Here is a 21,090-nt window from a genome sequence, read left to right on the forward strand (position 1 = left end):
TGCTGCGACAGCAGCGGGTGCAGAGGGGGACCGGCCAAATCCGCTGTCGGTGGTAGCGGCGAGCCGGTGCGGCGCGGTGAGGACCGAGGAGCCTCCCGGCCGGGGATGACCCGCGGCAGGGGGAATGTCTCTCAGGTAAGCGCTTACCCGAACGCTAAGCCTCATATCGACATGTGTCAATCGAAACGTTTGTTTCCACTGCACGGCCGAGGGCGGGCACCGGCCCCCGGCCGATACCCGCCCTCGTGATCCCGTCATCGACGATCGACCGCGTCGCCGCCTGGGACGCCGCCTGGACGGCCGTCAGGACCGCCCGGCGCCGCCCGCGGCATGCTGTGCCGCGATCAGCCGCTGCACCGCGACGGCCTGCAGGGCCGCCGACTCCTGGACGTACGCGGCCCGCTGCGCCGCGGCTCCCTGCTGCGCCAGCAGGTGCTGCTGCGCGGAGGCCGACGCCGTCACGCGGCCGGGGTCGACGTCGTAGTGCGTGGACAGGTCGTGGGGTGTGTGCGAGTTCTGCATCATGCGAGGCAACCTTCCCGGTAGCAGAACGGGTGCGGCTGCACCGTGGCTCACCGGATCGTCCCGCCGCGGCGGCACCTGAGCGCACCACCCGAGCCTTGAGCAGATCCATAGCCACGGTCCCGGGAACTCAAGCGCGCCTCAAGATCAAAAATCCGCCGCGGCGACGTACTCCTCGAACGGCCGCGGTGCCCGTCCGAGCGCTCGTTCGACCCCGTCGGCGCAGACCGCATCCCGGCCGTCGCGGATGGCGGTGAGGATCCCGGTGAACATCTGCGCGATCGGGAGGGGAACCCCGTCGGCGACCTGCCGCTCGGTATACGCCCCAGGGTCGATATCGACATGACGGACCGTACGCCCGGCGGCCCGCCCGATGATGCCGGTGGCCTCGCCGAAGCTGATCGCCCGCCCGCCGGTGAGCACGTACGTCCGGCCGTCGTGGTGATCCTCGGTCAGCGCCGCGACGGCGACCGCGGCGATGTCCTCGGCGTCGACGAACGGCACCCGGCCGTTCCCGGTAGGCAGGCTCAAACTTCCGCTGAGTACGCCGGCCCGCCACGGCCCCTCGCTGAAGTTCTGCGCGAACCAGGTCGGCCGCAACACCGTCCATCCCGCGCCGGAGCCACGAACCGCCTGTTCCGCCGGTCTGAGCGGATGGTGCTCAGCATCGGCGCCACCCGCGGAGAGCAGCACGAACCGGCCCACCCCGGCCGCGACCGCCGCTGCCACGAAAGCGGGAACCCGTCCGTCCGGATTCATCGCCGCCGCCTGCAGGTCGGGCTCGATCAGATACGCGGCGGCGACACCGTCGAACGACCAGGTCGCCGGATCGCCCAGGTCGAAACCGGTCCGGCGGGACACCGTACGCACCGGACGGCCGGCGGCACGCAGCCGTGCGGCGATGCGGCGCCCGGTCTTGCCGGTCCCGCCGATAATGAGGATGCTTTCCATGCCCTCCACGCAACTACTCAGGCACCGGATGGTCCATGGGAGAACGTCGCGAAGTCATGGGTGATCGTCCGTGACGGACGTCCTCAGCGATCTGCTGCACCGGGCCCGAGCCAGCAACGCCCTGGTCAGGCAGTTGATCCAGAGCCCTCCGTGGTCGATCTCATACACCGACGCGACCCCGCTCACCCTCGTGGCGGCCCTCGGCGGCCCCGCCTCGATACGGCCCGACGACACCCGGGGCGCACCGGTCCTGCTCACGGACGGCGACATCGCCCTCATAACCGGTCGTTACACGATTGCCGACAGCCCCCGCACACCACCACAGATGGTGATCGGCCAGGGGAAGAAGTACGTCGCCGCGACCTCCTCGCCGGTGCCGGGCCTCGCTCCACGCACCTACGGCGACGGCCTGCCGGGCGCGACGACGATGGTCCGCGGCGTGTACGAGCTTCGCAGCGGTGCCGGCGCGCGCCTGCTCGACCTGCTGCCCCCACTGGCCGTGGTTCCCGCCGGACCCCGGGTCGGGGCAGCGCTGAACCTTCTGACCGCGGAGGCCGCCCGCGACGAGCCGGGCCAGGACGCCGTCCTCGGCCGGCTGCTCGACCTCGTGCTCGTGATGGCGTTGCGATCATGGTGCGCCGGCCCGCACGCGACCCCACCGGCCTGGTGGAGGGCTCTGACCGATCCCGCCATCGGCGGCGCGCTGACCCTGCTGCACACCGAACCCGCCCACCGCTGGACCGTCGGTGAACTCGCCACCAGGACGGGGATGTCCCGCGCCACCTTCGCGGCCAGGTTCACCGCCCACGTCGGCGAGCCGCCGCTGACGTACCTCACCGCCTGGCGCATGACCCTCGCCGCTGACCTGCTGCACGACACCGACCGCACGGTCGCCTCGGTCGCGCGTAAGGTCGGCTATCTCGACGCCTTCGCGTTCAGCGTCGCCTTCAAACGCGCCTACGGCGTCAGTCCCTCGGTGTGGCGCCGGCGAGCAGTCGCTGCTGCTGCCGGATGATCTCGAGGCACGGCTCACTCCCCAACTGGTCGGCGAGGGTGATCCTCCGGCCGAAGCCCTGCGCCTGCATCGTGACGTCGTAGCAGTTGGACAGCAGGTTGGTCACATCACCGGGCCGGGCGCCTTCGACCGTGGCGGACACCAGGTCCATGGCGGTCATCAGCAGGGCCGAATTCGCGGGCGACACCACGTCGATCAGCGGGCCGATGGCGTCGCAGAACTCCTCGAACCCCACGGAACCGGGAACGGCACCTGCCCGGGCCGTCCGCAACGCCGTACGCAGGAGCCGGTCGACCTCCGGCGTGAACCAGCGGTACAACCCGGTGGCGGACCGGTAGGCCGCGAATTCCAGGGCGTCCGCCATCAGCTCGATCCGCTCCCGGGCACCGAGGGCTGCGACGGGCTCAGCGATCCGGGCCGTCATCTCCCGCATCCACAAATCGTCCATGCCCGATCATCCCTGAAGGCCGAAATCCTCCGGCCCCAGGGCGTACGAGAGTTTGGTCGTGCCCACGGGAGTCCCCGGCGGGACGTCGCCGTCCACGCCGAGGTCAACCGCTGCGTTCCAGAGCTCGGTCAGGTCCGGCATTACCGGGAGCGACGCGGAAGCTTCCAGTCGGGGCGGGGGAAGTGGCAGGTGTAGCCGTCGGGGATGCGCTCCAGGTAGTCCTGGTGCTCCGGCTCGGCCTCCCAGAACGGGCCGGCCGCGGTCACCTCGGTGACGACCTTGCCCGGCCACAGGCCCGAGGCCTCGACGTCGGCGATCGTGTCCTCGGCGACCTGCTTCTGGTCGTCGGTCTCGTAGAAGATCGCCGAGCGGTAGCTGTCGCCGATGTCGTTGCCCTGACGGTTCAGGGTCGTCGGGTCGTGGATCTGGAAGAAGAATTCCAGGAGATCACGGTACGACGTGAGCGCCGGATCGAAGCTGATCTCGATGGCCTCCGCGTGACCCCGGTGGTTGCGGTACGTAGCGTTCGCCACCTCACCGCCGGTGTAGCCGACGCGGGTCGACACCACACCGGGACGCCGCCGGATCAGGTCCTGCATCCCCCAGAAACAACCGCCGGCCAGAATCGCCTTTTCCGTAGCCATACCGCCCACCTCACTTCGTCGTGTGCCTCCCAGCATTACCCACGCACCGCCGCCCGCCTACTGTCACCTCGGTCACCGCCCGCGGATGTCAGTACAACGCGTTCAGCGCCTCCCGGGTGAACGCCGTGACCTCATCCTCCCGGCCATCGAGGATCTTTCTCGCCCAGGCGGGGTCGGAGAGGAAGAGCCGGCCGACGGCGACCATGTCGAACTCGTCGGCCTCCAGCCGGTCGAGCAGCCCGTCGATGCCGGTCGCGCCGGTGTGGCCGCCGGCCAGGTTGCTGCGGAAGTCGTTGTCGAGGCCGACGGATCCGACGGTGATCGCCGGTTTGCCGGAGAGCTTTCTGGCCCAGCCGGCCAGGTTGAGGTCGGAGTCGTCGAACGCCGGCTCCCAGTAGCGGCGGGTGGAGGCGTGGAACGCGTCGGCACCCGCGTCGACGAGCTTGCCGAGGATGATGCCGAACTCCTCGGGGCCGTCGGCGATCCGGGCGGTGAAGTCGTGCTCCTTCCACTGCGACAGCCGTACCACGATCGGGAATCCCGGTGCCACCGCGGCACGGATCGCGGCGACGACCTCCGCGGCGAAACGGGAGCGGGAGCTGAGGTCGCCGCCGTACGCGTCGGTGCGGTGATTGGTTTCGGACCACAGGAACTGGTCGATGAGGTAGCCGTGGGCGGCGTGCACCTCGACACCGTCGAAACCGAGCCGCTCGGCGGTCGCCGCGGCGTCCCCGAACGCGCGGACGACGTCGTCGATGTCTGCCTGAGTCATCACGTGGCCTGCTCCGGGCGTACCCATCGGAAGGCCGGAGGGACCGATCGCACCTGCCTCGGGGTGCGGGGGTGTGGCGCCACCGGTGTGCCGGAACATGCCGACGTGCATGAGCTGCGCGAAGATCAGGCCGTTCTCGGCGTGCACGGCCTCGACGACCCGCGACCAGCTCGCCGGCGCGGCGTCACCGTAGAGGCGTGACACCTGGTCGAACTGGCCGGCCGAGGGATGGTCGATGTACGTGCCCTCGGTGATGACCAGGCCCGCTCCCCCTGCGGCGCGGCGGGCGAAGTACGCGGCGGTGGCCTCGCTCGGCACCCCGTCCGGCGAGTGGAAGCGCGTCATCGGCGCCATGGCGATCCGGTTCGGGACGGTGATCCCGCCCAGGGTGAGCGGACGGGACAGCAGACGGGCAGCACGGGTTGTCACAGCAATCGATCCCTTTCAGTGGTCTGCCGCCACCGTAGGATCTGACGTGCACGTGAGATTCAAGCTTGTGTGACCGCACTCACCGCTGGGTCACCAGCTGATCGACGATGTAGACCGCCGCGTTGGCCGTGCCGAGCTGCTGGCAGACCACCTTCGTGTCGTTGACGCGCAGGCTGCCGGGCTCGCCGCCGCCGATGACCCGGGTGCCGCCCATCGTGGTGTGCGTGCCGGGAAGCCGGGCCGGATCCAGGCGTTCCCCGACGGCGGCCTGCTTCAGGATCTGCGCCAGCTCCTTCGGGTTGTCCCACAGCGCGGGGATGTTCCGGAACGGGAAGTACGCGAGGAAGCGGTCCGAGGTCGCGAAGAGGGTCAGCGCGGGCGCGTCGTCGAGGGTTCGCAGGCCTGCCCGGTCCAGCCCGGCCAGCATCCCGGACAACCCGGGGTTGGCCGCGATCGCGGCGGTCGCCGGCTTTCCCGCCATCGCGGCCAGGTTCTGCGGGGCGCACGCGTCGGCGGGCGCCGTGCCGGAGGGTAGCGGCTGGCCGGTGATGACCTGGCTCTGCACGTAGCCGCATCCGGACAGGGCGACGGTCAGAACCACTGCGATCGGGACACGTTTCATTGTTCCATCATCGCCTATCGACAGAACCTGCCTGTAAGAACCGATAATTTTATGTGCGTCTATGTAAATTGATTCTTTTTATTCCTCCGTACGGGGCAAAATTGATCTTTTCTATTTGGCATACTCGGCTCGCCGGAGCCTTTATCACCATAGTTGACCAGGCCCGGCGACACGGGGGCGGCGCGCGAGACGAGCGCCGCCGGACAGGATGGCAGCACACGGCGCCCCGGGGAGGCGCCGCGATGGCGTACGCGCATGTGGCCCCCGCGCGGCATTCTGCGTACGCCGCGGAGAATGCTTTTGTGAATGGGGAGGAAAGCAATCATGCACCGACGAGCGTCAATGCTCGTGTGGGCGGCCGTGTCCGGGCTCGTGCTCGCACTGACCGCCACCACGGGGGCGCAGGCTGCTCCCGAGAAGAAGACCTACAAGATCATCCCTTATGTCATCTCCGACCCCGCCCTGGTGAAGAACCCGCAGCGGGTCATCACGGAATTCGCGAAGCACCAGAACCTCGACGCGCTGGGCGTCGCACCCGCCACCGCGGACGGGCCGTCGAAGCTCACCGGCCGCGCGGCCGTCCTGGCCGACCCGGTCAGCTTCGCAGGCGTCCTCGCCGTCGGCGAGCTCCGGTGAGCAGCTCGGCACCGGCGTCTTCCACGTCGAGTACGACTTCGACCTGCCCTGGTTCATCGAGTTCCTCGACACCGAGAGCCCCGAGGATGGCATGCGGTTCGACACCGCGTGGTACCTCAACGTCGCCGCCGCCGACAAGCTCGGTTCGGTCTTCGACCGGGCGGTGCCGGGGCTGTCCATCAACGAGACCGACCCGGCCGTCGAAGGCGCGGCTCGGCACATCGAGGACGCCCGGACCAACCCCGCCGCGACCGGAGACGGGCGGCCCGTTCGACTGCGACGAGTACGCGATGGCCTCCACCTACGAGGGTTCGGCACGCTGGGAGTTCGAAGGGCCCCAGTACCAGCTCGACTACTCCGTACGCTGGGTGAACCGCAACCAGAACCAGGAGGCCGGCCGCCGGATCGGCCGCTGGTACGAGGTCGACCGCATCCTCGACACCGAGAAGTTCTTCGTCACCACCACCGACACCGGCCCGGTGCCGATCCCTGACCCCAACCCCGAGGACCCGGACCCGGACGACCCGGGCCCGATCGAACCCTGAGGTACGGCCCGGGCCCGCACTCGGTCCCGGGCCATGCCCCGGCTCTCCTACCGCCAGAACTGGACGAGGATCGACGCCCAGGGCAGTTCCTCCGGCCCGGGTGCCGGTTCGTCGCGCCACGCGAGCCGCATGTGCCACGGTCCCGCCGACGGCAGTCGGTAGGCGTCCGGGGTGGCACCCGCGGTGATCTGGTCGAGCGCGAGCGCCCCCGACGGCCAGTCCATCACGATGACGTCGCTGCGCTGCCAGGCGCCGGCGGCGAAGTCAGCCGTCCCGTCCCAGGTCTCGAAGTGTATTTCCGCCTGGACGATCGTCTCCTCGCTATCCAGGTAGACGTTTCCGGCACAGGTGCTGAACCAACTGTCCACCTCGTGCGGGGAGACCGGCTTGTCCGGTCCGTCATACCCTTCGTCGGAGATGCCGACCAGGTTGTAGTCGACGATTGCCGGAACGGTCTTCTCCTCGATCTTCTGTGCCATCGCTACTTTCTACCAAAGGTCCGCAGTGATCAGTGCCGATGATCTTCGGGCGCGGGGTGCGGGACGCGGGACGCCGGATGCCGGCGGAAACGGGTGGAACGGGTCGTTGATCCGACATCGCACGGCAAACGGCAGATCATGGCGCAGCAGGCTCCACATTGAATGGCGTTTGCCCCCGTTTGCGGGCGCCCGCCTGACCGTTCGGCCGATATCGGCCGGCGATTCAGCAGGCCATTTCCACCACAGTGGTCGATCGCCCCGGCGTTGATTACGGCTTTGTTTCGGGATACGTTCACCGCACTGCCATATCGGACAGTAGGCGCGCCGAACAGTTGGATCTACAACGCTGTGATTCGCCGCCGCCGGGCGAAGGGATACTCCATGCCCACATTCCGAAGAACTATCGCCGCCGGTCTACTGTACGCATCGATACCACTAGGATTTTCCCTGCAAGCGGAGCGCGACGTGCCCGCCGCCGCCCATGATCACGCTGTCCATGATCACACCGCACATGCTCACGCCGAGGATGACGCGCACGAGCATATGCTGCAGGACCTGGCGGGGACGCCGATGCGGATCATCGAGGAGCAGTCGGCGGGCAACGCTGCGCGGATCCAGCAGAAGACCGGAAAGCGCCCCGGCACAGCATCCAAGGCAGCCGTGGCCGCCGACCCGGGGCAGGCGGGATCATGGGGCGCGGTCGTCAATACGCCGGTCGTCCCCGTTTTCCAGGCGGTGCTGCCGAACGGCAGGATATTGATCTGGGATTCCGTCGGTGACAATGCGGCCGAGTCGTACCCGGATCACAGTTTCACGCGTGCCGCGGTCTGGAATCCCGCCACTAACACGCAGAAACGGGTCGATCTACAAGGGTCCAACATCTTCTGCGCGGGGTTCGCCCACCTCACGAACGGCAACATCCTCGTGGCCGGCGGCAATGCCAGCGCGCAACTCGACGGCACGGTGCAGACTCACGTCTTCGATTGGCAGAAGGAGACGTGGAGCCGCGGTAAGGACATGGCAGCGCCGCGCTGGTATCCGTCGGTCGCGGAGACGGCGAACGGCGAGGAGGTCATCATCGGCGGCGGGCCCGCGACCGCCGAGGTCTACCAGGCGAACGGTGCCGTTCGCGCACTGCCGGGCTTCACGAAGTTCAGCGCACGGATCTATCCGTTCCTGGGTTCGCGCCCGGACACCCAGCTGGGGCTGTTCGGGCCGTACGACACCGCGTACACCATCAACACGGCCGGAAACGGTGTGATCACGGCGACCACCACGCGTGATTCTGTGGACCGGACCTACGGGAGCTTCTCCACGTACGACATCGGTAAGTCCCTGGTTGTCGGGGGTGGCAACGCGCCCGCCCCGTCCGCCGTCGTCCTGAACAGCAATGCCGGGCTGGCCCCTGCCGTCACCGCTACCGGCTCGATGTCGGTCGGGCGGCGCCAGCTCAACGCGACCCTGCTGGCCGACGGTTCGGTGGTGGCGACCGGCGGCATGACCAGCGTGGCGAAGTCGGACCTCGTCGACCTGGACCATGCCGCGACGACGGCGGAGCGCTGGGATCCCGCGACGGGTCAGTGGACGGTGCTGGCGAGTGCGAGCCGCATCCGGCAATACCATTCGACGGCGTCGTTGCTGCCGGACGGCCGGATCATGACCGGGGGCGGCGGCATCTGCGGGGTCTGCATGGATGTCGGGTATCTCGAGAAGAACGTCGAATACTTCACGCCGCCCTATCTGTACGAGAAGGACGGCAGCGGCCGGCTCGCCGCCCGGCCGGTCATCACCACCGCACCGGCCACCGTCGGCATCGGCGCCACGTTCGCCGTCTCCTCCCCGCACGCGGCGGGGATCGCCAAGGTCGCCCTGGTCGGACTGAGCGACGTCACCCACGGCGTGGACCAGGGCCAGCGGTACGTCCCGTTGACGTTCACGGCTTCCGGCACCACGCTCACGGTCACCGGCCCGCCGAACGGTGGCGTGTCACCCCCGGGCTATTACCTGCTCTTCCTCGTCGACACCGCCGGTGTCCCGTCCGTCGCGAAGATCGTCCAGGTCGCCAAGGGCCCGAGCCCGGTGATGAGCCCGGTCAAGAACAGCACCGGCCAGTGCGTCGACCTGCCGAACTCCGCCACGGCGATCCGCACCTATCTGCAGGCGTACGCCTGCAACAACACCAAGGCGCAGGCGCTGACCAGGTTGCCCGATGACAGAACGGTGCGGGTCCTCGGTAACTGCCTGGACGTCCCCTACAGCACCTTCGTCACCGGGCAGAAGATCTGGACGTATGCCTGCAACAAGCTCGGCGCGCAGACGTGGCAGTTCGGCACGGACGCCACCATCCGCCCGGCCAGCAAGCCCACGCTGTGCCTGGCCGCCGCCTCGACCGCCAGCAAAGCGGCGATCCTCCTCACGACCTGCAACGGCAACGCGCTGCAAAAATGGCAGTGGTGAGGCGAGCCCGATGAACGGAAACCAGTGAACGGAAACCAGTGAACGGAAAGTGGCCGGTCTTCCGAGGAAGACCGGCCACGATCAGGGAATGTCCCGCGGTGCCGGCGGACCGGCGCTGCGGGGTTCAGTTATTCCAGGCGTCAGAATACGGTGACGCCGACGCCGGTCAGCGTGACGATGTTGCCGGCGTTGGCAACCTGGGAGCATGCCTGCTGCTGGGACTGGATGAAGCCGTCCGACGCGTCCTGGATGCAGGAGTTGTACGCACTGACGGTGCCGCCGGTGATGTCGACGTTCGCCTTGGTCTTGCTGAACAGCAGCGCGGACGGAAAGCTGTTCTTCTGGACGAACACCGAGACGTTCTCCAGGCTGAGCAGGTTGGCCGCGGTCGACACCTGGTCACAGGACTGCTGCTGGAGCTGGATGACGCCGTCGCGGGCGTCCTGGATGCACTCGTTCAGTGCGATGGCCTCGCCACCGGAGACCTTGACGATGACGTTGCTCGCCGAGAACAGCGGCGCCGCGATCGCAGGCGCGGCCAGCGTCAGGGAGGCACCTGCGGCAGCAGCGAACATGGCAGCACTACCGAGGATCTTCTTGGTGTTCACTTCGTATGCCTTCCAGCAATTTCATACTTAATATTCGGGACAAGGCGCCCTGCACCAGATAACTTGCTCCACTGCCCGACGGATGCGAGTTCGACGCCCGTATCAGTCGAATGAGTAGATGGCTGCATGACGCACCGATCGACGACGTTAAGAACTCATTGCTGCGCTGCTTCTGCGGGAGATCGCAGGGCCGGGCCGATGACCGCGTACGTGACCAGCCCCGCGAGGGTGAGCACCACCGCCGTCACCGCGGCGGCCCTGTCCGACGGGGGTTGTGCCTGCCAGGTCAGGATCCGCCCGAGGAGCGGCTCCGAGCGGGGGAACAGGACCGCGCCCAGGGTCCAGGCCAGCGGCAGGAACCAGGACCGGGCGGTTCCGATCGTCACGGCTCCGAGCGCGGTCAGGCCGAGCAGCCCGGCGGCGTCACGCACCACCAGCCAGCCGGGGCCGAAGCGGGCCCCGGTCGCCAGGGTGACGGCCAGCGGCACGACGACGACCACGAACGCCGCCAGCAGGTGCACGGCCCGGCGTGGCAGCCAGGGCAGCGCGGCCGTGGTCTCGAACGCGTCGTCGGGGCCGCTGAGGGTGACGGTCAGGACGGCGACCAGCAGCAGGATCGTCAGGACGACCATCTGCACGTCCACGGTGCGGGCGTTGGAGAACACCGACCACAGCGTCCACATCAGCGCCGTGCCGCCGGCGGCCAGGACCAGCGCCGAAGGGGCACGCCGGGACCGCAGGTAGAGCGCGACCCATCTCACTTGGGGCTCCCGGTGAGCAGCCGGTCGCCACCCGAGCAGGTCAGTGCCGCCTTGCGCAAGGCCTGCAGCTGGGACTGGGCCTCAGCCGCGGGCAGTGCCTGCAGGCCCTGCCATACCGTCGCCACCTCGTCGATCTCCTCCGGGGCGGCGACGAGCAGGTCCGCTTTCGGCTCCTGTCCCATCAGCCAGAACGCGGCCGCCATGGTGTCGGCGTAACTGGCGGGCTTCTCGCACTGCGGTGGGCTGGAGAACGCCCCGGACACCACTTCCACCTGTACGGCCTTGCTGTTGAGCAGGTGCCCGTCGGGGCCGGTCTCGACGCGCAGCAGCACGACGTCGTCGTGCCAGGTGGGATAGGCGTCGGGGAGGAAAGTGGTGGTGTCCTCGTGCACCTGGGTCGGCGCGCCGGGCAGCTTCGCCAGGACCGCCAGGCCTTCGCGAGCCGGTGAGGTCACCTCGGACAGCAGCCCGGAGTGGACCCGGCCGACGCACACGCCCGGCTCGCCCTGAGCACACACCAGCTCCTTCGACGCCGGATCGGTCGCGCCGATGACAACCCTCTTCCCGTGCGGCATGACCCCGATCGCCAGCGTCGCGCCCAGGATCACGGGCAGCAGCGCCGCGACCCGCAGCCGCCAGGAGCTCGACACCAGCAGCATGACCGCGGTGGCGGCGAGCGCGGCGAGCCAGATGGCCTGAGAGGCGCTGGCCCGGCCGGGCACGTCCTGGAAGGCGTCCGGCATGTTCATCTCGTAGATCGGCGAGAACACCAGGGCCAGCCAGCCCCGGGGACGGGTGGCGCCGGGCAGGGACAGCAGCAGGGCGAGACCCGCCACGCCCATCAGGGGCGCGGTCACCAGCCACGGCATCAGGCGGCCGGCGGCCATGCCGAGCCACACCGCCGCGATCAGCGACAGCAGGCCGACGGCCGTCACGGCGAACACCGCCACCGGCAGATACCGGGCGGTGCCGATGATCCAGAGCCCGCCCGCCAGACCCATCAGCAGGTAGCCGACGACCACCGCGACCGTCATCACGCCGAGTGTGGGTGCCGTCCGCTGCACCCTCGGTCGCGGCGTGCTGGCGAACAGCTCCCCGACGTTCGCCCTGCCCTCCCGGCGCGCCTGCCAGGCACCGGCGGCCAGCGCCAGGGGCCACAGCAGGGCCAGATAGAGCCGCTGGGTCATGGCCAGCTGCAGCCACCCGTCGGAGAAATAGATCCCCTCGGCGAAGAAGAGCAGCACCGAGCCGATCACCGCCACGGTCAGGGCGGTGCCGATCGCCGCGGAACGGCGCAGTTCGATGCCCAGGATGCGGTTCATCGGCCCTGCTCCGCCCGGTAGCGGCGCAGCAGCGCGGAGTATCCCCGCTCGGCGGGGCTGTCCCCGGGATCGTCGGGGCCACCCTGCGTGGCGAGGTCGTCCGGAGTGCCCTGGTAGACGAGGCGGCCCGCGTTGATCAGGACGACGTCGGTGCACGCGACCGCCACGTCCTCGACGAGGTGGGTGGAGACGAGCACGCAGCTGTCGACGCCGAGGTCGCGCAGCAGCTCACGGAACTCGAGGCGTTGCTCGGGGTCGAGACCCACGGTGGGCTCGTCGAGCAGCAGCACCGCGGGGTCGTTGACGATCGCCTGGGCGATGCCCGCGCGGCGCAGCATGCCACCGGACAGCGTCTTCATCCGCGCGCCGGCCTTGGCCGTGAGACCGACCCGGTCGATGGCGCGTTGCACCGCCCCGGGGATCTCGGCCTTGGGCATCTCCTTGAGCCAGGCCATGTATTCGACGAACTCCCGCACCGTGAACCGCGGGTAGAAGCCGAACTGCTGCGGCAGATAGCCCAGCCCGCGCCGGACCGTACGCAGGTCGGCGCGACCGTCGACCTGCTCGCCGAGCAGCGTGAGCCGCCCACCGGCCGGCCGGATGACCGTGGCGAGCGCCCGCATCAGCGTCGTCTTGCCGGCGCCGTTCGGACCGAGCAGGCCGTGCACGCCGGTGCCGAGCGCGAGGTCGAGCCCGTCGACGGCGAGGTGCCGGCCGGCTCGTACCCGTAACTCCTCGGCGTGCACCGCCCACGGGTGAAGGGTGGGGGCAGTCTCGGCCGCGCTCACCGTACGCATCATCAGTCCTCCAGGATTGAGCAGAACACACCCAGCAAGACGACGGCCCGTCGCTCACGGTTCTCTCATCCGTGTGACCTGAGTCACGTATTGAAGGTTGCGCGATAGGACGGCCACGCCGCCCGCAGGTACAGGGCGAACGGGATCCACCAGATGAGGTCGTTGGTGATGATCAGGATCAGCGTGGCCGGGGGCCAGATGTCACGCAGGATCAGATAGGCGAGACCGAGCGGCCCCAGGATCTTCCCGGTCAGGCCGACCGCGGCCGGTAGCCACCCGTGTGCGGGCCGGCGGGCGACCTCCAGGTAGAGGACGCCGTAGAGCCCGAGCACCATGCCGAGGGTGGCGAAGATCTGGGGGGTGTTCGACGGGGGCATGCCGGCCACCCGGAACAGCCACTGCGGATCAGCGACCGCGTAGAGCCCCCAGCCGATGTTGTAGGCGCCGGCCGCGATGAAGGTCCACCGGTGCCTGATCAGTACGTTCGCCTGGTTGTCCACGCGCTCTACCGTATTGACCATGCTCAAGGTGGTCGTGGTCGCAGCAACCGGTGGCATCGGCCGTCAGCTGCTGAAACAGGCCCTCGACGCGGGACACGACGTGACGGCGGTCGTTCGCGATCCCACGCGGCTCGGTGAAGTCCCCGTCCGCGTCGTGCGCTGCGACCTCGCCCGGGCCGCCCCGGGCGAGCTCGACGAGGCGGTGGCCGGAGCCGGAGCCGTACTGTCAGCATTGGGTGCCCGGTCCGGCGCGGAGGCCGGCGTCGCCTCCCGCGGCACCCACGCCATCGTGCAGGCGATGCGGAGCACCGGCGTCCGGCGGGTCATAGCGGTCAGCGCCGCCTCGGTCGGCACCGTGCCCTCACCCGGGCGCCCGGACCCACCCCGGTTCAACCCCGGCGACGGACCCGTCACCCGGCACCTCTTCGCCCCCGTGGCGAAGAAGCTCTTCCGCCCCCACTACCTCGACCTGGCGATCATGGAGGACGTGCTGCGCGACAGCGGCCTGGACTGGACCGTGTCACGGCCGCCCCGGCTGCTCGATCACGCCCTGCGCCCGGCCTATCGCACCGCGCTCGACGTCAACGTCCGGGGCGGCATGTTCATCTCGCGCGCGGACGTGGCGCGCCACATGCTCAGCCTGATCGATGACGCAGGTTCCGTTCATCACACGATTTCGGTCGCGTACTGAAAGTCGTCTGCTGAAACGAGTCGTAGGGTTCGAGGTATGGCACAACGACTCGTCAGCGTCTGGCAACCGTTCTTTCTCGGCAGTGAGAGCACGCAGGCGGCCGTCGAGGCCGCGAGCGAGCTGGAGCAGCTCGGATACTCGCGGATCTGGTTCTCGGCCGGGTTCGGGGAGAACGTCCCGGCGCGGTTCCGCGACATCCTGGACGGCACCAGGACGATCGGGGTCGCACCCGGGATCGTGTCCATCTGGCACTCGTCACCGGCCGAGGTGGCGGCGTTCACCGGGGACGCGGAGCGCGCGCATCCCGGGCGCTTCCTGCTCGGGCTCGGCGCCAGTCATGCCGTGATCGTCGATCAGGGCGACAACGACTACCGCAAGCCGTACTCCAAGATGGTCGAATATCTCGACGGCCTCGACGCCGCCGCGCTCGCGCCCGAGCGACGGATCCTCGCGGCTCTGGGCCCGAAGATGCTGACGCTCTCCCGCGACCGGGCGGCCGGCGCGCACCCGTATTTCACCACCCCCGAGCACACCGCCGAGGCCCGGACGGCGCTCGGACCCGACCGGCTGCTCGCGCCCGAGGTCGCCGTGGTCGTCGAGGCGGATCCCGCCGCCGCACGCGCGACCGCCCGGCAGTACACAACCGGATATCTGTCCCTGCCGAACTACACCAACAACCTGCGCCGCTTCGGCTGGACCGACGAGGACTTCGCCGATGGGGGCAGTGACCGGCTCGTCGACGCGGTCATCCCGTGGGGCACACCCGAGCAGGTCGCGGCCGGGATCGAGAAGCATTACCAGGCCGGTGCGGACGAGGTGGCGATCCAGGTCCTCAACGGTGGCGACGCGAAGACGTTCCCCGCTGACGCGTTCCGCGCCCTCGCGACCATCCTGATCTGAGTCCCGCGGCGGCGAAGCCCGCTTCGATGAGCGCGTCGGCCAGAGCTGCACGGCGCCACCGAGGTGAGCCGAGCGCGAAGCCGACGCAGCTACCGGCGTGGACGGTGTCGGCGAGCGCGCCGAGCCTCGCGGTGGTGGGCCCGGCGCTCACCGCGGCCTGCAGCAGGTGGCGCACCCCCAGCGCACGGACGACGGCGACGGCGGCCACCGGAACGGGCCCGCCGCCGCCGGTGCGCAGAAGATGCTCGGGGAGCGTCAGGAGAACAACTGCCCAGCCGGCTCGTACCCATCGCTCTGACATGGCCGCGAGATACCCCGGAGACGGCGCCTGACACGTGAGCGGTTGAGCGGGCCCGTCGCGAGGTAAACAGCGGGGCATGACTGACGTGACAGACCTGGCTCCCGACCGGCTCGAACTCGGCGAAGGCTCCCGGTGGGTGGCGGACCGGGTGGTCCTCGTGGACATCCCGGCCGGCCGCCTGCTGTCGGCGCCCGCAACAAAGGCCGATACCGGCCCTCTCACCGAGCTGGCGAAGCTGTCCGTGCCGCTGGCCGCGGTCGCGCCGATCGCCGGGCAGCCCGGCACGTGGCTGGCCGCCGCCGGAACGGGCTTCGCGGTGATCGACGAGAAGTCGGGCGAGGTCAGCTGGCTCGCCGCCCCGGAGCCGGTGACCGACCGGGCGTGGCGGATGAACGACGCCGTCGCGGATCGGGCCGGCCGCTTCTGGGCCGGGAGCATGAACTGCGACCAGAGCCCCCGCGGCGGCGCGCTCTACCGCCTCGACCCCGACGGCAGCGTCCACACCGTTCTCCAGGATCTGACCATCGCCAACGGTCCCGCGTTCAGCCTCGACGGCCGGGTGATGTATCTGTCCGACACGCCGCTGGGCCACGTGGACCGCTTCGACGTCGACCCGGCGACGGGCGAGCTGAGCAACCGGCAGCCGTTCGCGCGGATCGGCCCGGAGCACGGCGCACCGGACGGGCTCACCGTCGACGCCGAGGACCACCTCTGGATGGCGCTGTTCGGTGGTGCGGCCATCCGCCGCTACCGGCCCGACGGCACCCTCGACCGCGTGGTGCCGGTGCCCGCCCGCCAGCCGACCAGTGTCTGCCTGGCCGGCGACCGGGCCGTGGTCACCAGCAGCCAGGAAGGACTGACCGACCCCGGCCCCCACGACGGCGCGGTGCTGGTCCTGCAGGCCGGGACCACCGGCGTCGAAGCCCTGCCGGCACGCCGCGACTAAGCGACGCGCCGGTTGGAGGAGACCAGTTGGTGCGGGTCGACGTCGGACTGGTCGAGGCCGAAGCTGATGATCTGGCGGGGATGGATCCGGATGATCGGTACGCCAGGACCGAACGCGGATCCGGCCGGGCTCCCGATCGCCTCGGCCGTCCCGCGCACCTCCAGGCAGCGGACCCGCCACGGGTCGACGGACGGCAGGTCGTCGACGACGAACGCGACCTGACCCGTGGCGGTGACGTTGCGGAACTTGCGGCTGGCCGTCATGTTGTAGCCGGTGATGTCGATCGAGCCGGTGCTCGCGTCGTACCTGTAGCTGACCGGGCTGTTCTGCAGGGTGCCGTCCGGTCGCAGGGTGGCCAGCCGGCCCAGTCGCTGCCCGGCCAGGTATTCGATCTCGCTCTCGGTGAACGCCATGACAGGAAGTCTGCGACCTCAACCGCACTTGACCTCAAGCGAAACTCAGCGCGTGCGGATGGGCCGGTTCGGACTCACCCGAGGGCGGCATGCGGTAGACGGCACCGGCGCCCGCGAGGGACGTGCTGCGTCACGCCCGGTCCTCGGCGACGCGCAGCACGACCTTCCCGCGGGTGTGGCCCTGTGCGGCGTCGCGGTGGGCGGTGCCGGCCTCGGCGAGCGGCAGGACGGCGGCGACCTCGACCTTGATGGCGCCGTCGTCGATCAGCGTGGCGAGCCGGGCCAGCGCCGGGCCGTCGGGCTCGACGAGGATTCCCGTGACGCGGACCCCGGCGGCGTCGGCGGCGGCGGCCAGTTCCGGGGAGACGCCGGCTGGTACGGCGACCAGCAGGCCACCCGGGCGCAGCGTCTCGATCGAGCGGGTGCTGGTGGCGTCGTGCGCGTCGCCGACCAGGTCGAGGACCACGTCGACGCCGGTGACCTCCTTCTCGAAGCGGCCGGCGGTGTAGTCGACGACCTCGTCCGCGCCCAGGTCCAGGAGCCACTGCTGGTTGCGGGGACCCGCGAGCGCGATGACGTGGGCGCCGAGGTGTTTGGCGATCTGGACCGCGAGGTGCCCGACGCCGCCGGCCGCCGCGGTGATCAGGACCCGCTGGCCGGGCTGCACGGCGGCGGTGTCGACCAGAGCCTGCCAGGCGGTCAGCCCGGCGAGCGGTACGGCGGCGGCCTGCTCGAACGTGGCGGTGGCGGGCTTGCGGGTGAAGTGCCGCGACGGGGCGGTCACGTACTCGGCGTAGGCGCCGGCGGCCCGGGGGAACCAGGGCATCCCGTAGACCTCGTCGCCGGGGGCGAGGGTGGTCACGCCGAAGCCGGCCTCCACGACGACGCCGGCGACGTCCCAGCCGAGGATGAAGGGCGGCTCGCCGAGCACCCCGGCCATGCCGGTGCCCTCGCGGGTCTTCCAGTCGACGGGGTTGATGCCGGCGGCGTGCACCCGGACGAGGACCTCGGTGGGCAGCGGGACGGGACGCGGGACGCTCTCGACGGTCAGGACCTCCGGGCCGCCGAAGGTGTGCTGGCGGACGGCTTTCATCGTGGTGTTGTCGCTCATGGGATCAAGCTTCGGCGTCCGGACGATCACCCGACAGCGGCGCGAATGACATTGTGCGTAAGATTCGTGCCATGTCTGATCGGGTCGGGCCTCATCGCGTTGCCGTGCTGGCCCTGGACGGCGTCATGCCCTTCGACCTCGGCATCCCCGCGCGGGTGCTGGGCGAGGCGTTCGACGCCGCGGGCGAGCCGCTCTACGACGTCGTCACCTGCTCGCTCGACGGCGGGCCGGTCGCCACCAACGCCGGATTCTCGATCCAGGTGCACCACGACCGGCAGGCCCTCGCCGACGCGGACACCGTCGTGATCGCGACCCAGGAACCCCCCGCCGACATGCTCAGCTTCGGGGAGCCCGACGTCGCGACCACGCAGGCGCTGCGTTCCCTGCGACCCGGCACGCGCGTGGTGAGCACCTGCACGTCGGCGTTCGTCCTCGCCGGGGCCGGCCTGCTCGACGGGCTCGCCGCGACCACGCACTGGGCGCTGAGCGACCGGTTCGCCGCGCTGTTCCCGGCCGTCGAGGTCCGCCCCGACGTGCTGTTCGTCGATGCCGGCCGGGTCCTGACCTCAGCGGGAGCCGCGGCCGGCATCGACCTGTTCCTGCACATCATCCGCACCGACCACGGCACGACGATCGCCAACGACGCCGCCCGCCGCTGCGTGGTCGCCCCCTGGCGCGACGGGGGCCAGGCCCAGTTCATCGCCCACCCGACCCCGCCCGAGTCGTCGTCGGGAACGGGCCCGACCCGGGCGTGGGCCCTGACCCGGCTGGACCTGCCCCTCACCCTGGCCGACCTGGCCGCCCACGCGGCGATGAGCAAACGCACGTTCAGCCGCCGCTTCGTCGCCGAAACCGGCGTGTCGCCGCTGCAATGGCTGATCGCCCAGCGCATCGACCGGGCGCGGTCACTGCTGGAGAGCAGCGACCTGCCCGTCGAACGCATCGCCACGGAGGCCGGCTTCGGCAGCGCGACCCTGCTCCGCCAGCACATGCACGCCGTGATGGGCGTCACACCGCAGCACTATCGGCGTACGTTCCAGGCCCCCGCCGCGCTCACCGGGTCGTGACGCTGCCGGCCGTCCAGCCGGACACCGCATCCACCAGCAGCGCGAGTGGATCCGCGCTGTTGAGACGCAGCACCGGGCAGGACAGTCCGGCAAGCCACTCCTCCTGCTCGACGCGGCTACGTCCGGCGAATTTCGCGTCGTCGTAGCCGCGCGCCCAGTCGATGAACTCCCGATGGGCGTTCTCCAGCTCGCCGCCCGCCGCGATGGCGGCCCCATAACGCTCGCTTTCCCGCAGGAAGAGCCGCTGCAACCGCGTCTCCGGGTCGAGGGCGAGGAACACGACTCCGCTCAGGCGCTCCTCCAGCGGCCGGCCCCAGCCCATCATCGATCCGGAGAGCACCCAGGCCGGCCGGGGTACGAAGAGCGCCCGCATCAGCGCCAGACGTTCGCCGGCCGGCCGTTTCTCCACGTAGGGAGGCGTGGTCGGCAACCAGAAGTAGTCGTCGACATCCGCGTGGGGAACCGCCCAGAGCGTGGCGAGTGCCCGTCCCAGGGTCGTCGTGCCCGCCCCGCTGGCACCGGTGATGAGCAGTCGACGCTCCGGTGTGTGTGACATCACCCCGGCATTATCGGCGTACGTTCCAGGCCCCGCCACAGACGCGCTCAGCCTGGGATGACGGGGGCCGCCGCGGTGGCGTTGAGCGCGACCACCACGGTTTTCTCCTCGTAGCGGAAATGGGCGTCGAGCTCGGCGATCAGCCGGTCGAGCTCGGCGAGCAACTCGCCCGGCGTGTCGCGTCCGGGTTCGTAGGCGGTGAACAGCAGCTGAATTTCGGTGTTCAGCCGCGCCACGACCCTGTGCTGCCCGGTCAGCTCGGCGAGTGTGGGGCCGAGCGCCGGGAACTGCCGCGCGAGTGACGGGAAGACCGCCATGTCCTCGCCCGTGTGGTGCCTGCTCAGCCCGCCGCAGAACGTCTGGCAGCGCTCGGCGAACCCGGTCTCGGGGGCTTGCCCGGCAGCGACCGTGGCGCGCAGCTCAGCGAGTTCCTTGCGAAACCAGTCGTGCACCTCGACGAGCCAGTCGCCCATCCGCTGGGCGCCCATCCTTTTGGCGCCCGGTGCGGCGTCGATGCGGTGCAGGACGACGACGGGGATGCGGCGGGTGGTGCGGGCCTGGTATTCGGCGTATCCCGGGGCGGCCTCGACCACCTTGGCGAACACCTCGTCGTACTCCTGGCCGCCGTCGAGAACGGCCGCCATCGCCTGGTACGTCTCGGTCCCGAACTCCACCGTGACCAGCGGATCCTGGCGCACGTTGTGGTACCAGCCGGGGTTCTTCGGCGCGCCCATGGCCGACGCCACCACCATGGCGCGGCCGTCGATCTCGAGGTGGCCCAGCGGCACCGTGCGGGCCAGGCCGGTGCGGGCGCCGGTGGTGGTCAGCAGGGCGAGCGTCGCCCCCTCGAACATGCCGCCGACCCTGCCGCCGTTCTGGCGGAACTCGTCGATGATGCCGCGCTGGAATTCGTTGACGTCAAAGGTCATACATCCTCTTCCCGGGTAGGAAGGAGGCGTGCTTCGGCCCAGGACCGACGTATGGAGAAACCCCGCATGCCACGCATGGTGCGGAGACGGCCGGAAAATCCAGGCCGATCCGGGCTGAGAAGCCACTACCTCCATGCGTAGGCCCATACGGGGCTCGCCGGAAAACTTACCTGACCGAGGGAAGGTGCCACAACATCCACCGGTAGCCCCTTGGGTTGTGCTACCGTCAACTCGTTGCAGTTTTGATTACCGTAGACGTTTTGAGCGCCTGATGGGTTATCTAAACCCTCCCGGGCGCTTTCGTTTGTCGTGTCGTTTCCGACGCGGGTTATCAACGCAGCGGCGATAGAGTCCGCACAGTGCGGTCTCCACAGCCTGCGAAGGAGCAGACATGACTACAGGCACCGTGAAGTGGTTCAACGCTGACAAGGGCTTCGGCTTCATCAGCCCCGACGACGGTGGCGCGGACGTCTTCGCCCACTTCTCCGCCATCTCGACGAGCGGCTACCGCAGCCTCGACGAGAACCAGAAGGTGGAGTTCGACATCACCCAGGGCCAGAAGGGCCCGCAGGCGGAGAACATCCGTCCGCTCTGATCCACCGCAGTACCGCAACGGCGGCTCGACTGTTCGCAGTCGGGTCGCCGTTTTGGCGTGCCCAGCACAGGTG

At 69.7% G+C, this 21,090-nt stretch carries 27 protein-coding genes; 10 read left to right on the forward strand and 17 right to left on the reverse strand.

Features of this window, described 5'->3' with window-relative positions:
* Window positions 1-303 precede the first annotated feature (303 nt).
* The gene (locus Ahu01nite_RS32885) at window positions 304-525 is read right to left on the reverse strand and encodes a hypothetical protein (RefSeq protein WP_203840591.1); all 222 of its coding nucleotides are present in this window, start codon (window positions 523-525) and stop codon (window positions 304-306) included.
* 144 nt (window positions 526-669) lie between these two features.
* Entirely contained in the window at window positions 670-1,473 is an 804-nt protein-coding gene (locus Ahu01nite_RS32890; protein ID WP_203840592.1) for an NmrA family NAD(P)-binding protein, read from the reverse strand.
* A gap of 70 nt (window positions 1,474-1,543) precedes the next feature.
* On the opposite strand from Ahu01nite_RS32890, the gene Ahu01nite_RS32895 reads away from it, so the two are divergent.
* A complete protein-coding gene (locus Ahu01nite_RS32895) occupies window positions 1,544-2,488 on the forward strand; it encodes an AraC family transcriptional regulator (protein ID WP_203840593.1) in 945 nt (314 codons plus the stop codon).
* Here the strand turns inward: Ahu01nite_RS32895 and Ahu01nite_RS32900 are convergent.
* The 5 genes from Ahu01nite_RS32900 to Ahu01nite_RS32915 all read right to left on the reverse strand — a co-directional run bounded on the left by Ahu01nite_RS32900 (window position 2,439) and on the right by Ahu01nite_RS32915 (window position 5,403).
* Window positions 2,439-2,936 (reverse strand): hypothetical protein, encoded by a 498-nt coding sequence (locus Ahu01nite_RS32900; RefSeq protein ID WP_203840594.1) that lies wholly within the window; start codon window positions 2,934-2,936, stop codon window positions 2,439-2,441. The two genes, Ahu01nite_RS32895 and Ahu01nite_RS32900, sit on opposite strands and share 50 nt — an antisense overlap.
* Before the next feature lie 6 nt (window positions 2,937-2,942).
* Window positions 2,943-3,077, reverse strand: a complete 135-nt coding sequence (locus Ahu01nite_RS51480; RefSeq protein WP_275411798.1) for a hypothetical protein — start codon at window positions 3,075-3,077, stop codon at window positions 2,943-2,945.
* Window positions 3,077-3,580, reverse strand: a complete 504-nt coding sequence (gene msrA, locus Ahu01nite_RS32905) for a peptide-methionine (S)-S-oxide reductase MsrA (RefSeq protein WP_203840595.1) — start codon at window positions 3,578-3,580, stop codon at window positions 3,077-3,079. The genes Ahu01nite_RS51480 and msrA overlap by 1 nt, the downstream gene beginning before the upstream one ends.
* A gap of 88 nt (window positions 3,581-3,668) precedes the next feature.
* Complete coding sequence (locus Ahu01nite_RS32910) at window positions 3,669-4,781, reverse strand: NADH:flavin oxidoreductase (RefSeq protein ID WP_203840596.1); 1,113 nt, start codon at window positions 4,779-4,781, stop codon at window positions 3,669-3,671.
* A gap of 79 nt (window positions 4,782-4,860) precedes the next feature.
* A complete protein-coding gene (locus tag Ahu01nite_RS32915; protein ID WP_203840597.1) occupies window positions 4,861-5,403 on the reverse strand; it encodes a fasciclin domain-containing protein in 543 nt (180 codons plus the stop codon).
* Window positions 5,404-5,745: 342 nt separating this feature from the next.
* Here Ahu01nite_RS32915 and Ahu01nite_RS32920 point away from each other — a divergent pair, with 342 nt between their 5' ends.
* A complete protein-coding gene (locus Ahu01nite_RS32920) occupies window positions 5,746-6,039 on the forward strand; it encodes a hypothetical protein (protein WP_203840598.1) in 294 nt (97 codons plus the stop codon).
* Between the two features lie 290 nt (window positions 6,040-6,329).
* Entirely contained in the window at window positions 6,330-6,584 is a 255-nt protein-coding gene (locus tag Ahu01nite_RS50740) for a hypothetical protein (protein WP_239159322.1), read from the forward strand.
* Window positions 6,585-6,631: 47 nt separating this feature from the next.
* Here Ahu01nite_RS50740 and Ahu01nite_RS32930 read toward each other — a convergent pair whose 3' ends face one another.
* Window positions 6,632-7,063 (reverse strand): hypothetical protein, encoded by a 432-nt coding sequence (locus tag Ahu01nite_RS32930; protein WP_203840600.1) that lies wholly within the window; start codon window positions 7,061-7,063, stop codon window positions 6,632-6,634.
* A gap of 543 nt (window positions 7,064-7,606) precedes the next feature.
* Here Ahu01nite_RS32930 and Ahu01nite_RS32935 point away from each other — a divergent pair.
* Window positions 7,607-9,520 carry a galactose oxidase-like domain-containing protein gene (locus Ahu01nite_RS32935; protein WP_203840601.1) on the forward strand — a complete coding sequence of 638 codons (1,914 nt, stop codon included), beginning with the start codon at window positions 7,607-7,609 and terminating at the stop codon, window positions 9,518-9,520.
* Window positions 9,521-9,660: 140 nt separating this feature from the next.
* Here Ahu01nite_RS32935 and Ahu01nite_RS32940 read toward each other — a convergent pair whose 3' ends face one another.
* The 5 genes from Ahu01nite_RS32940 to Ahu01nite_RS32960 all read right to left on the reverse strand — a co-directional run bounded on the left by Ahu01nite_RS32940 (window position 9,661) and on the right by Ahu01nite_RS32960 (window position 13,508).
* A complete protein-coding gene (locus Ahu01nite_RS32940) occupies window positions 9,661-10,128 on the reverse strand; it encodes a hypothetical protein (protein ID WP_203840602.1) in 468 nt (155 codons plus the stop codon).
* Window positions 10,129-10,283: 155 nt separating this feature from the next.
* Window positions 10,284-10,889 carry a hypothetical protein gene (locus Ahu01nite_RS32945; protein WP_203840603.1) on the reverse strand — a complete coding sequence of 202 codons (606 nt, stop codon included), beginning with the start codon at window positions 10,887-10,889 and terminating at the stop codon, window positions 10,284-10,286.
* Window positions 10,886-12,211, reverse strand: coding sequence for a hypothetical protein (locus tag Ahu01nite_RS32950; RefSeq protein WP_203840604.1), 1,326 nt, complete (start codon window positions 12,209-12,211; stop codon window positions 10,886-10,888). The genes Ahu01nite_RS32945 and Ahu01nite_RS32950 overlap by 4 nt, the downstream gene beginning before the upstream one ends.
* Complete coding sequence (locus Ahu01nite_RS32955; RefSeq protein WP_203840634.1) at window positions 12,208-13,008, reverse strand: ABC transporter ATP-binding protein; 801 nt, start codon at window positions 13,006-13,008, stop codon at window positions 12,208-12,210. The genes Ahu01nite_RS32950 and Ahu01nite_RS32955 overlap by 4 nt, the downstream gene beginning before the upstream one ends.
* A gap of 83 nt (window positions 13,009-13,091) precedes the next feature.
* The gene (locus Ahu01nite_RS32960) at window positions 13,092-13,508 is read right to left on the reverse strand and encodes a hypothetical protein (RefSeq protein WP_203840605.1); all 417 of its coding nucleotides are present in this window, start codon (window positions 13,506-13,508) and stop codon (window positions 13,092-13,094) included.
* Window positions 13,509-13,527: 19 nt separating this feature from the next.
* Between Ahu01nite_RS32960 and Ahu01nite_RS32965 the strand changes: the two genes are divergently transcribed.
* From Ahu01nite_RS32965 to Ahu01nite_RS32980, 4 genes are all read left to right on the forward strand, one after another.
* The gene (locus tag Ahu01nite_RS32965) at window positions 13,528-14,199 is read left to right on the forward strand and encodes an NAD(P)-dependent oxidoreductase (protein ID WP_203840606.1); all 672 of its coding nucleotides are present in this window, start codon (window positions 13,528-13,530) and stop codon (window positions 14,197-14,199) included.
* Window positions 14,200-14,235: 36 nt separating this feature from the next.
* Window positions 14,236-15,099 (forward strand): TIGR03620 family F420-dependent LLM class oxidoreductase, encoded by an 864-nt coding sequence (locus tag Ahu01nite_RS32970; RefSeq protein ID WP_203840607.1) that lies wholly within the window; start codon window positions 14,236-14,238, stop codon window positions 15,097-15,099.
* A 97-nt stretch (window positions 15,100-15,196) separates the two neighbouring features.
* Window positions 15,197-15,397 carry a hypothetical protein gene (locus Ahu01nite_RS32975; RefSeq protein ID WP_203840608.1) on the forward strand — a complete coding sequence of 67 codons (201 nt, stop codon included), beginning with the start codon at window positions 15,197-15,199 and terminating at the stop codon, window positions 15,395-15,397.
* A 79-nt stretch (window positions 15,398-15,476) separates the two neighbouring features.
* Window positions 15,477-16,346, forward strand: coding sequence for an SMP-30/gluconolactonase/LRE family protein (locus tag Ahu01nite_RS32980; protein WP_203840609.1), 870 nt, complete (start codon window positions 15,477-15,479; stop codon window positions 16,344-16,346).
* Here Ahu01nite_RS32980 and Ahu01nite_RS32985 read toward each other — a convergent pair.
* On the reverse strand, window positions 16,343-16,759 hold the full coding sequence (locus Ahu01nite_RS32985; protein ID WP_203840610.1) for a PPOX class F420-dependent oxidoreductase: 417 nt from the start codon (window positions 16,757-16,759) through the stop codon (window positions 16,343-16,345). The genes Ahu01nite_RS32980 and Ahu01nite_RS32985 overlap by 4 nt on opposite strands.
* 130 nt (window positions 16,760-16,889) lie before the next feature.
* Complete coding sequence (locus Ahu01nite_RS32990; protein ID WP_239159323.1) at window positions 16,890-17,870, reverse strand: NADP-dependent oxidoreductase; 981 nt, start codon at window positions 17,868-17,870, stop codon at window positions 16,890-16,892.
* Between the two features lie 71 nt (window positions 17,871-17,941).
* Between Ahu01nite_RS32990 and Ahu01nite_RS32995 the strand changes: the two genes are divergently transcribed.
* Entirely contained in the window at window positions 17,942-18,937 is a 996-nt protein-coding gene (locus Ahu01nite_RS32995; protein WP_203840611.1) for a GlxA family transcriptional regulator, read from the forward strand.
* On the opposite strand, the gene Ahu01nite_RS33000 is transcribed toward Ahu01nite_RS32995, so the two are convergent.
* Both Ahu01nite_RS33000 and Ahu01nite_RS33005 read right to left on the reverse strand, forming a co-directional pair.
* Window positions 18,924-19,493 carry a P-loop NTPase family protein gene (locus Ahu01nite_RS33000; RefSeq protein WP_203840612.1) on the reverse strand — a complete coding sequence of 190 codons (570 nt, stop codon included), beginning with the start codon at window positions 19,491-19,493 and terminating at the stop codon, window positions 18,924-18,926. The two genes, Ahu01nite_RS32995 and Ahu01nite_RS33000, sit on opposite strands and share 14 nt — an antisense overlap.
* A 47-nt stretch (window positions 19,494-19,540) precedes the next feature.
* Window positions 19,541-20,422 carry a nitroreductase/quinone reductase family protein gene (locus Ahu01nite_RS33005; protein ID WP_203840613.1) on the reverse strand — a complete coding sequence of 294 codons (882 nt, stop codon included), beginning with the start codon at window positions 20,420-20,422 and terminating at the stop codon, window positions 19,541-19,543.
* 391 nt (window positions 20,423-20,813) lie between these two features.
* Between Ahu01nite_RS33005 and cspE the strand changes: the two genes are divergently transcribed.
* Window positions 20,814-21,017 (forward strand): transcription antiterminator/RNA stability regulator CspE, encoded by a 204-nt coding sequence (gene cspE / locus Ahu01nite_RS33010; protein ID WP_203840614.1) that lies wholly within the window; start codon window positions 20,814-20,816, stop codon window positions 21,015-21,017.
* Window positions 21,018-21,090: the final 73 nt, after the last annotated feature.

The organism is Winogradskya humida (assembly GCF_016862215.1).
GTDB lineage: Bacteria > Actinomycetota > Actinomycetes > Mycobacteriales > Micromonosporaceae > Actinoplanes > Actinoplanes humidus.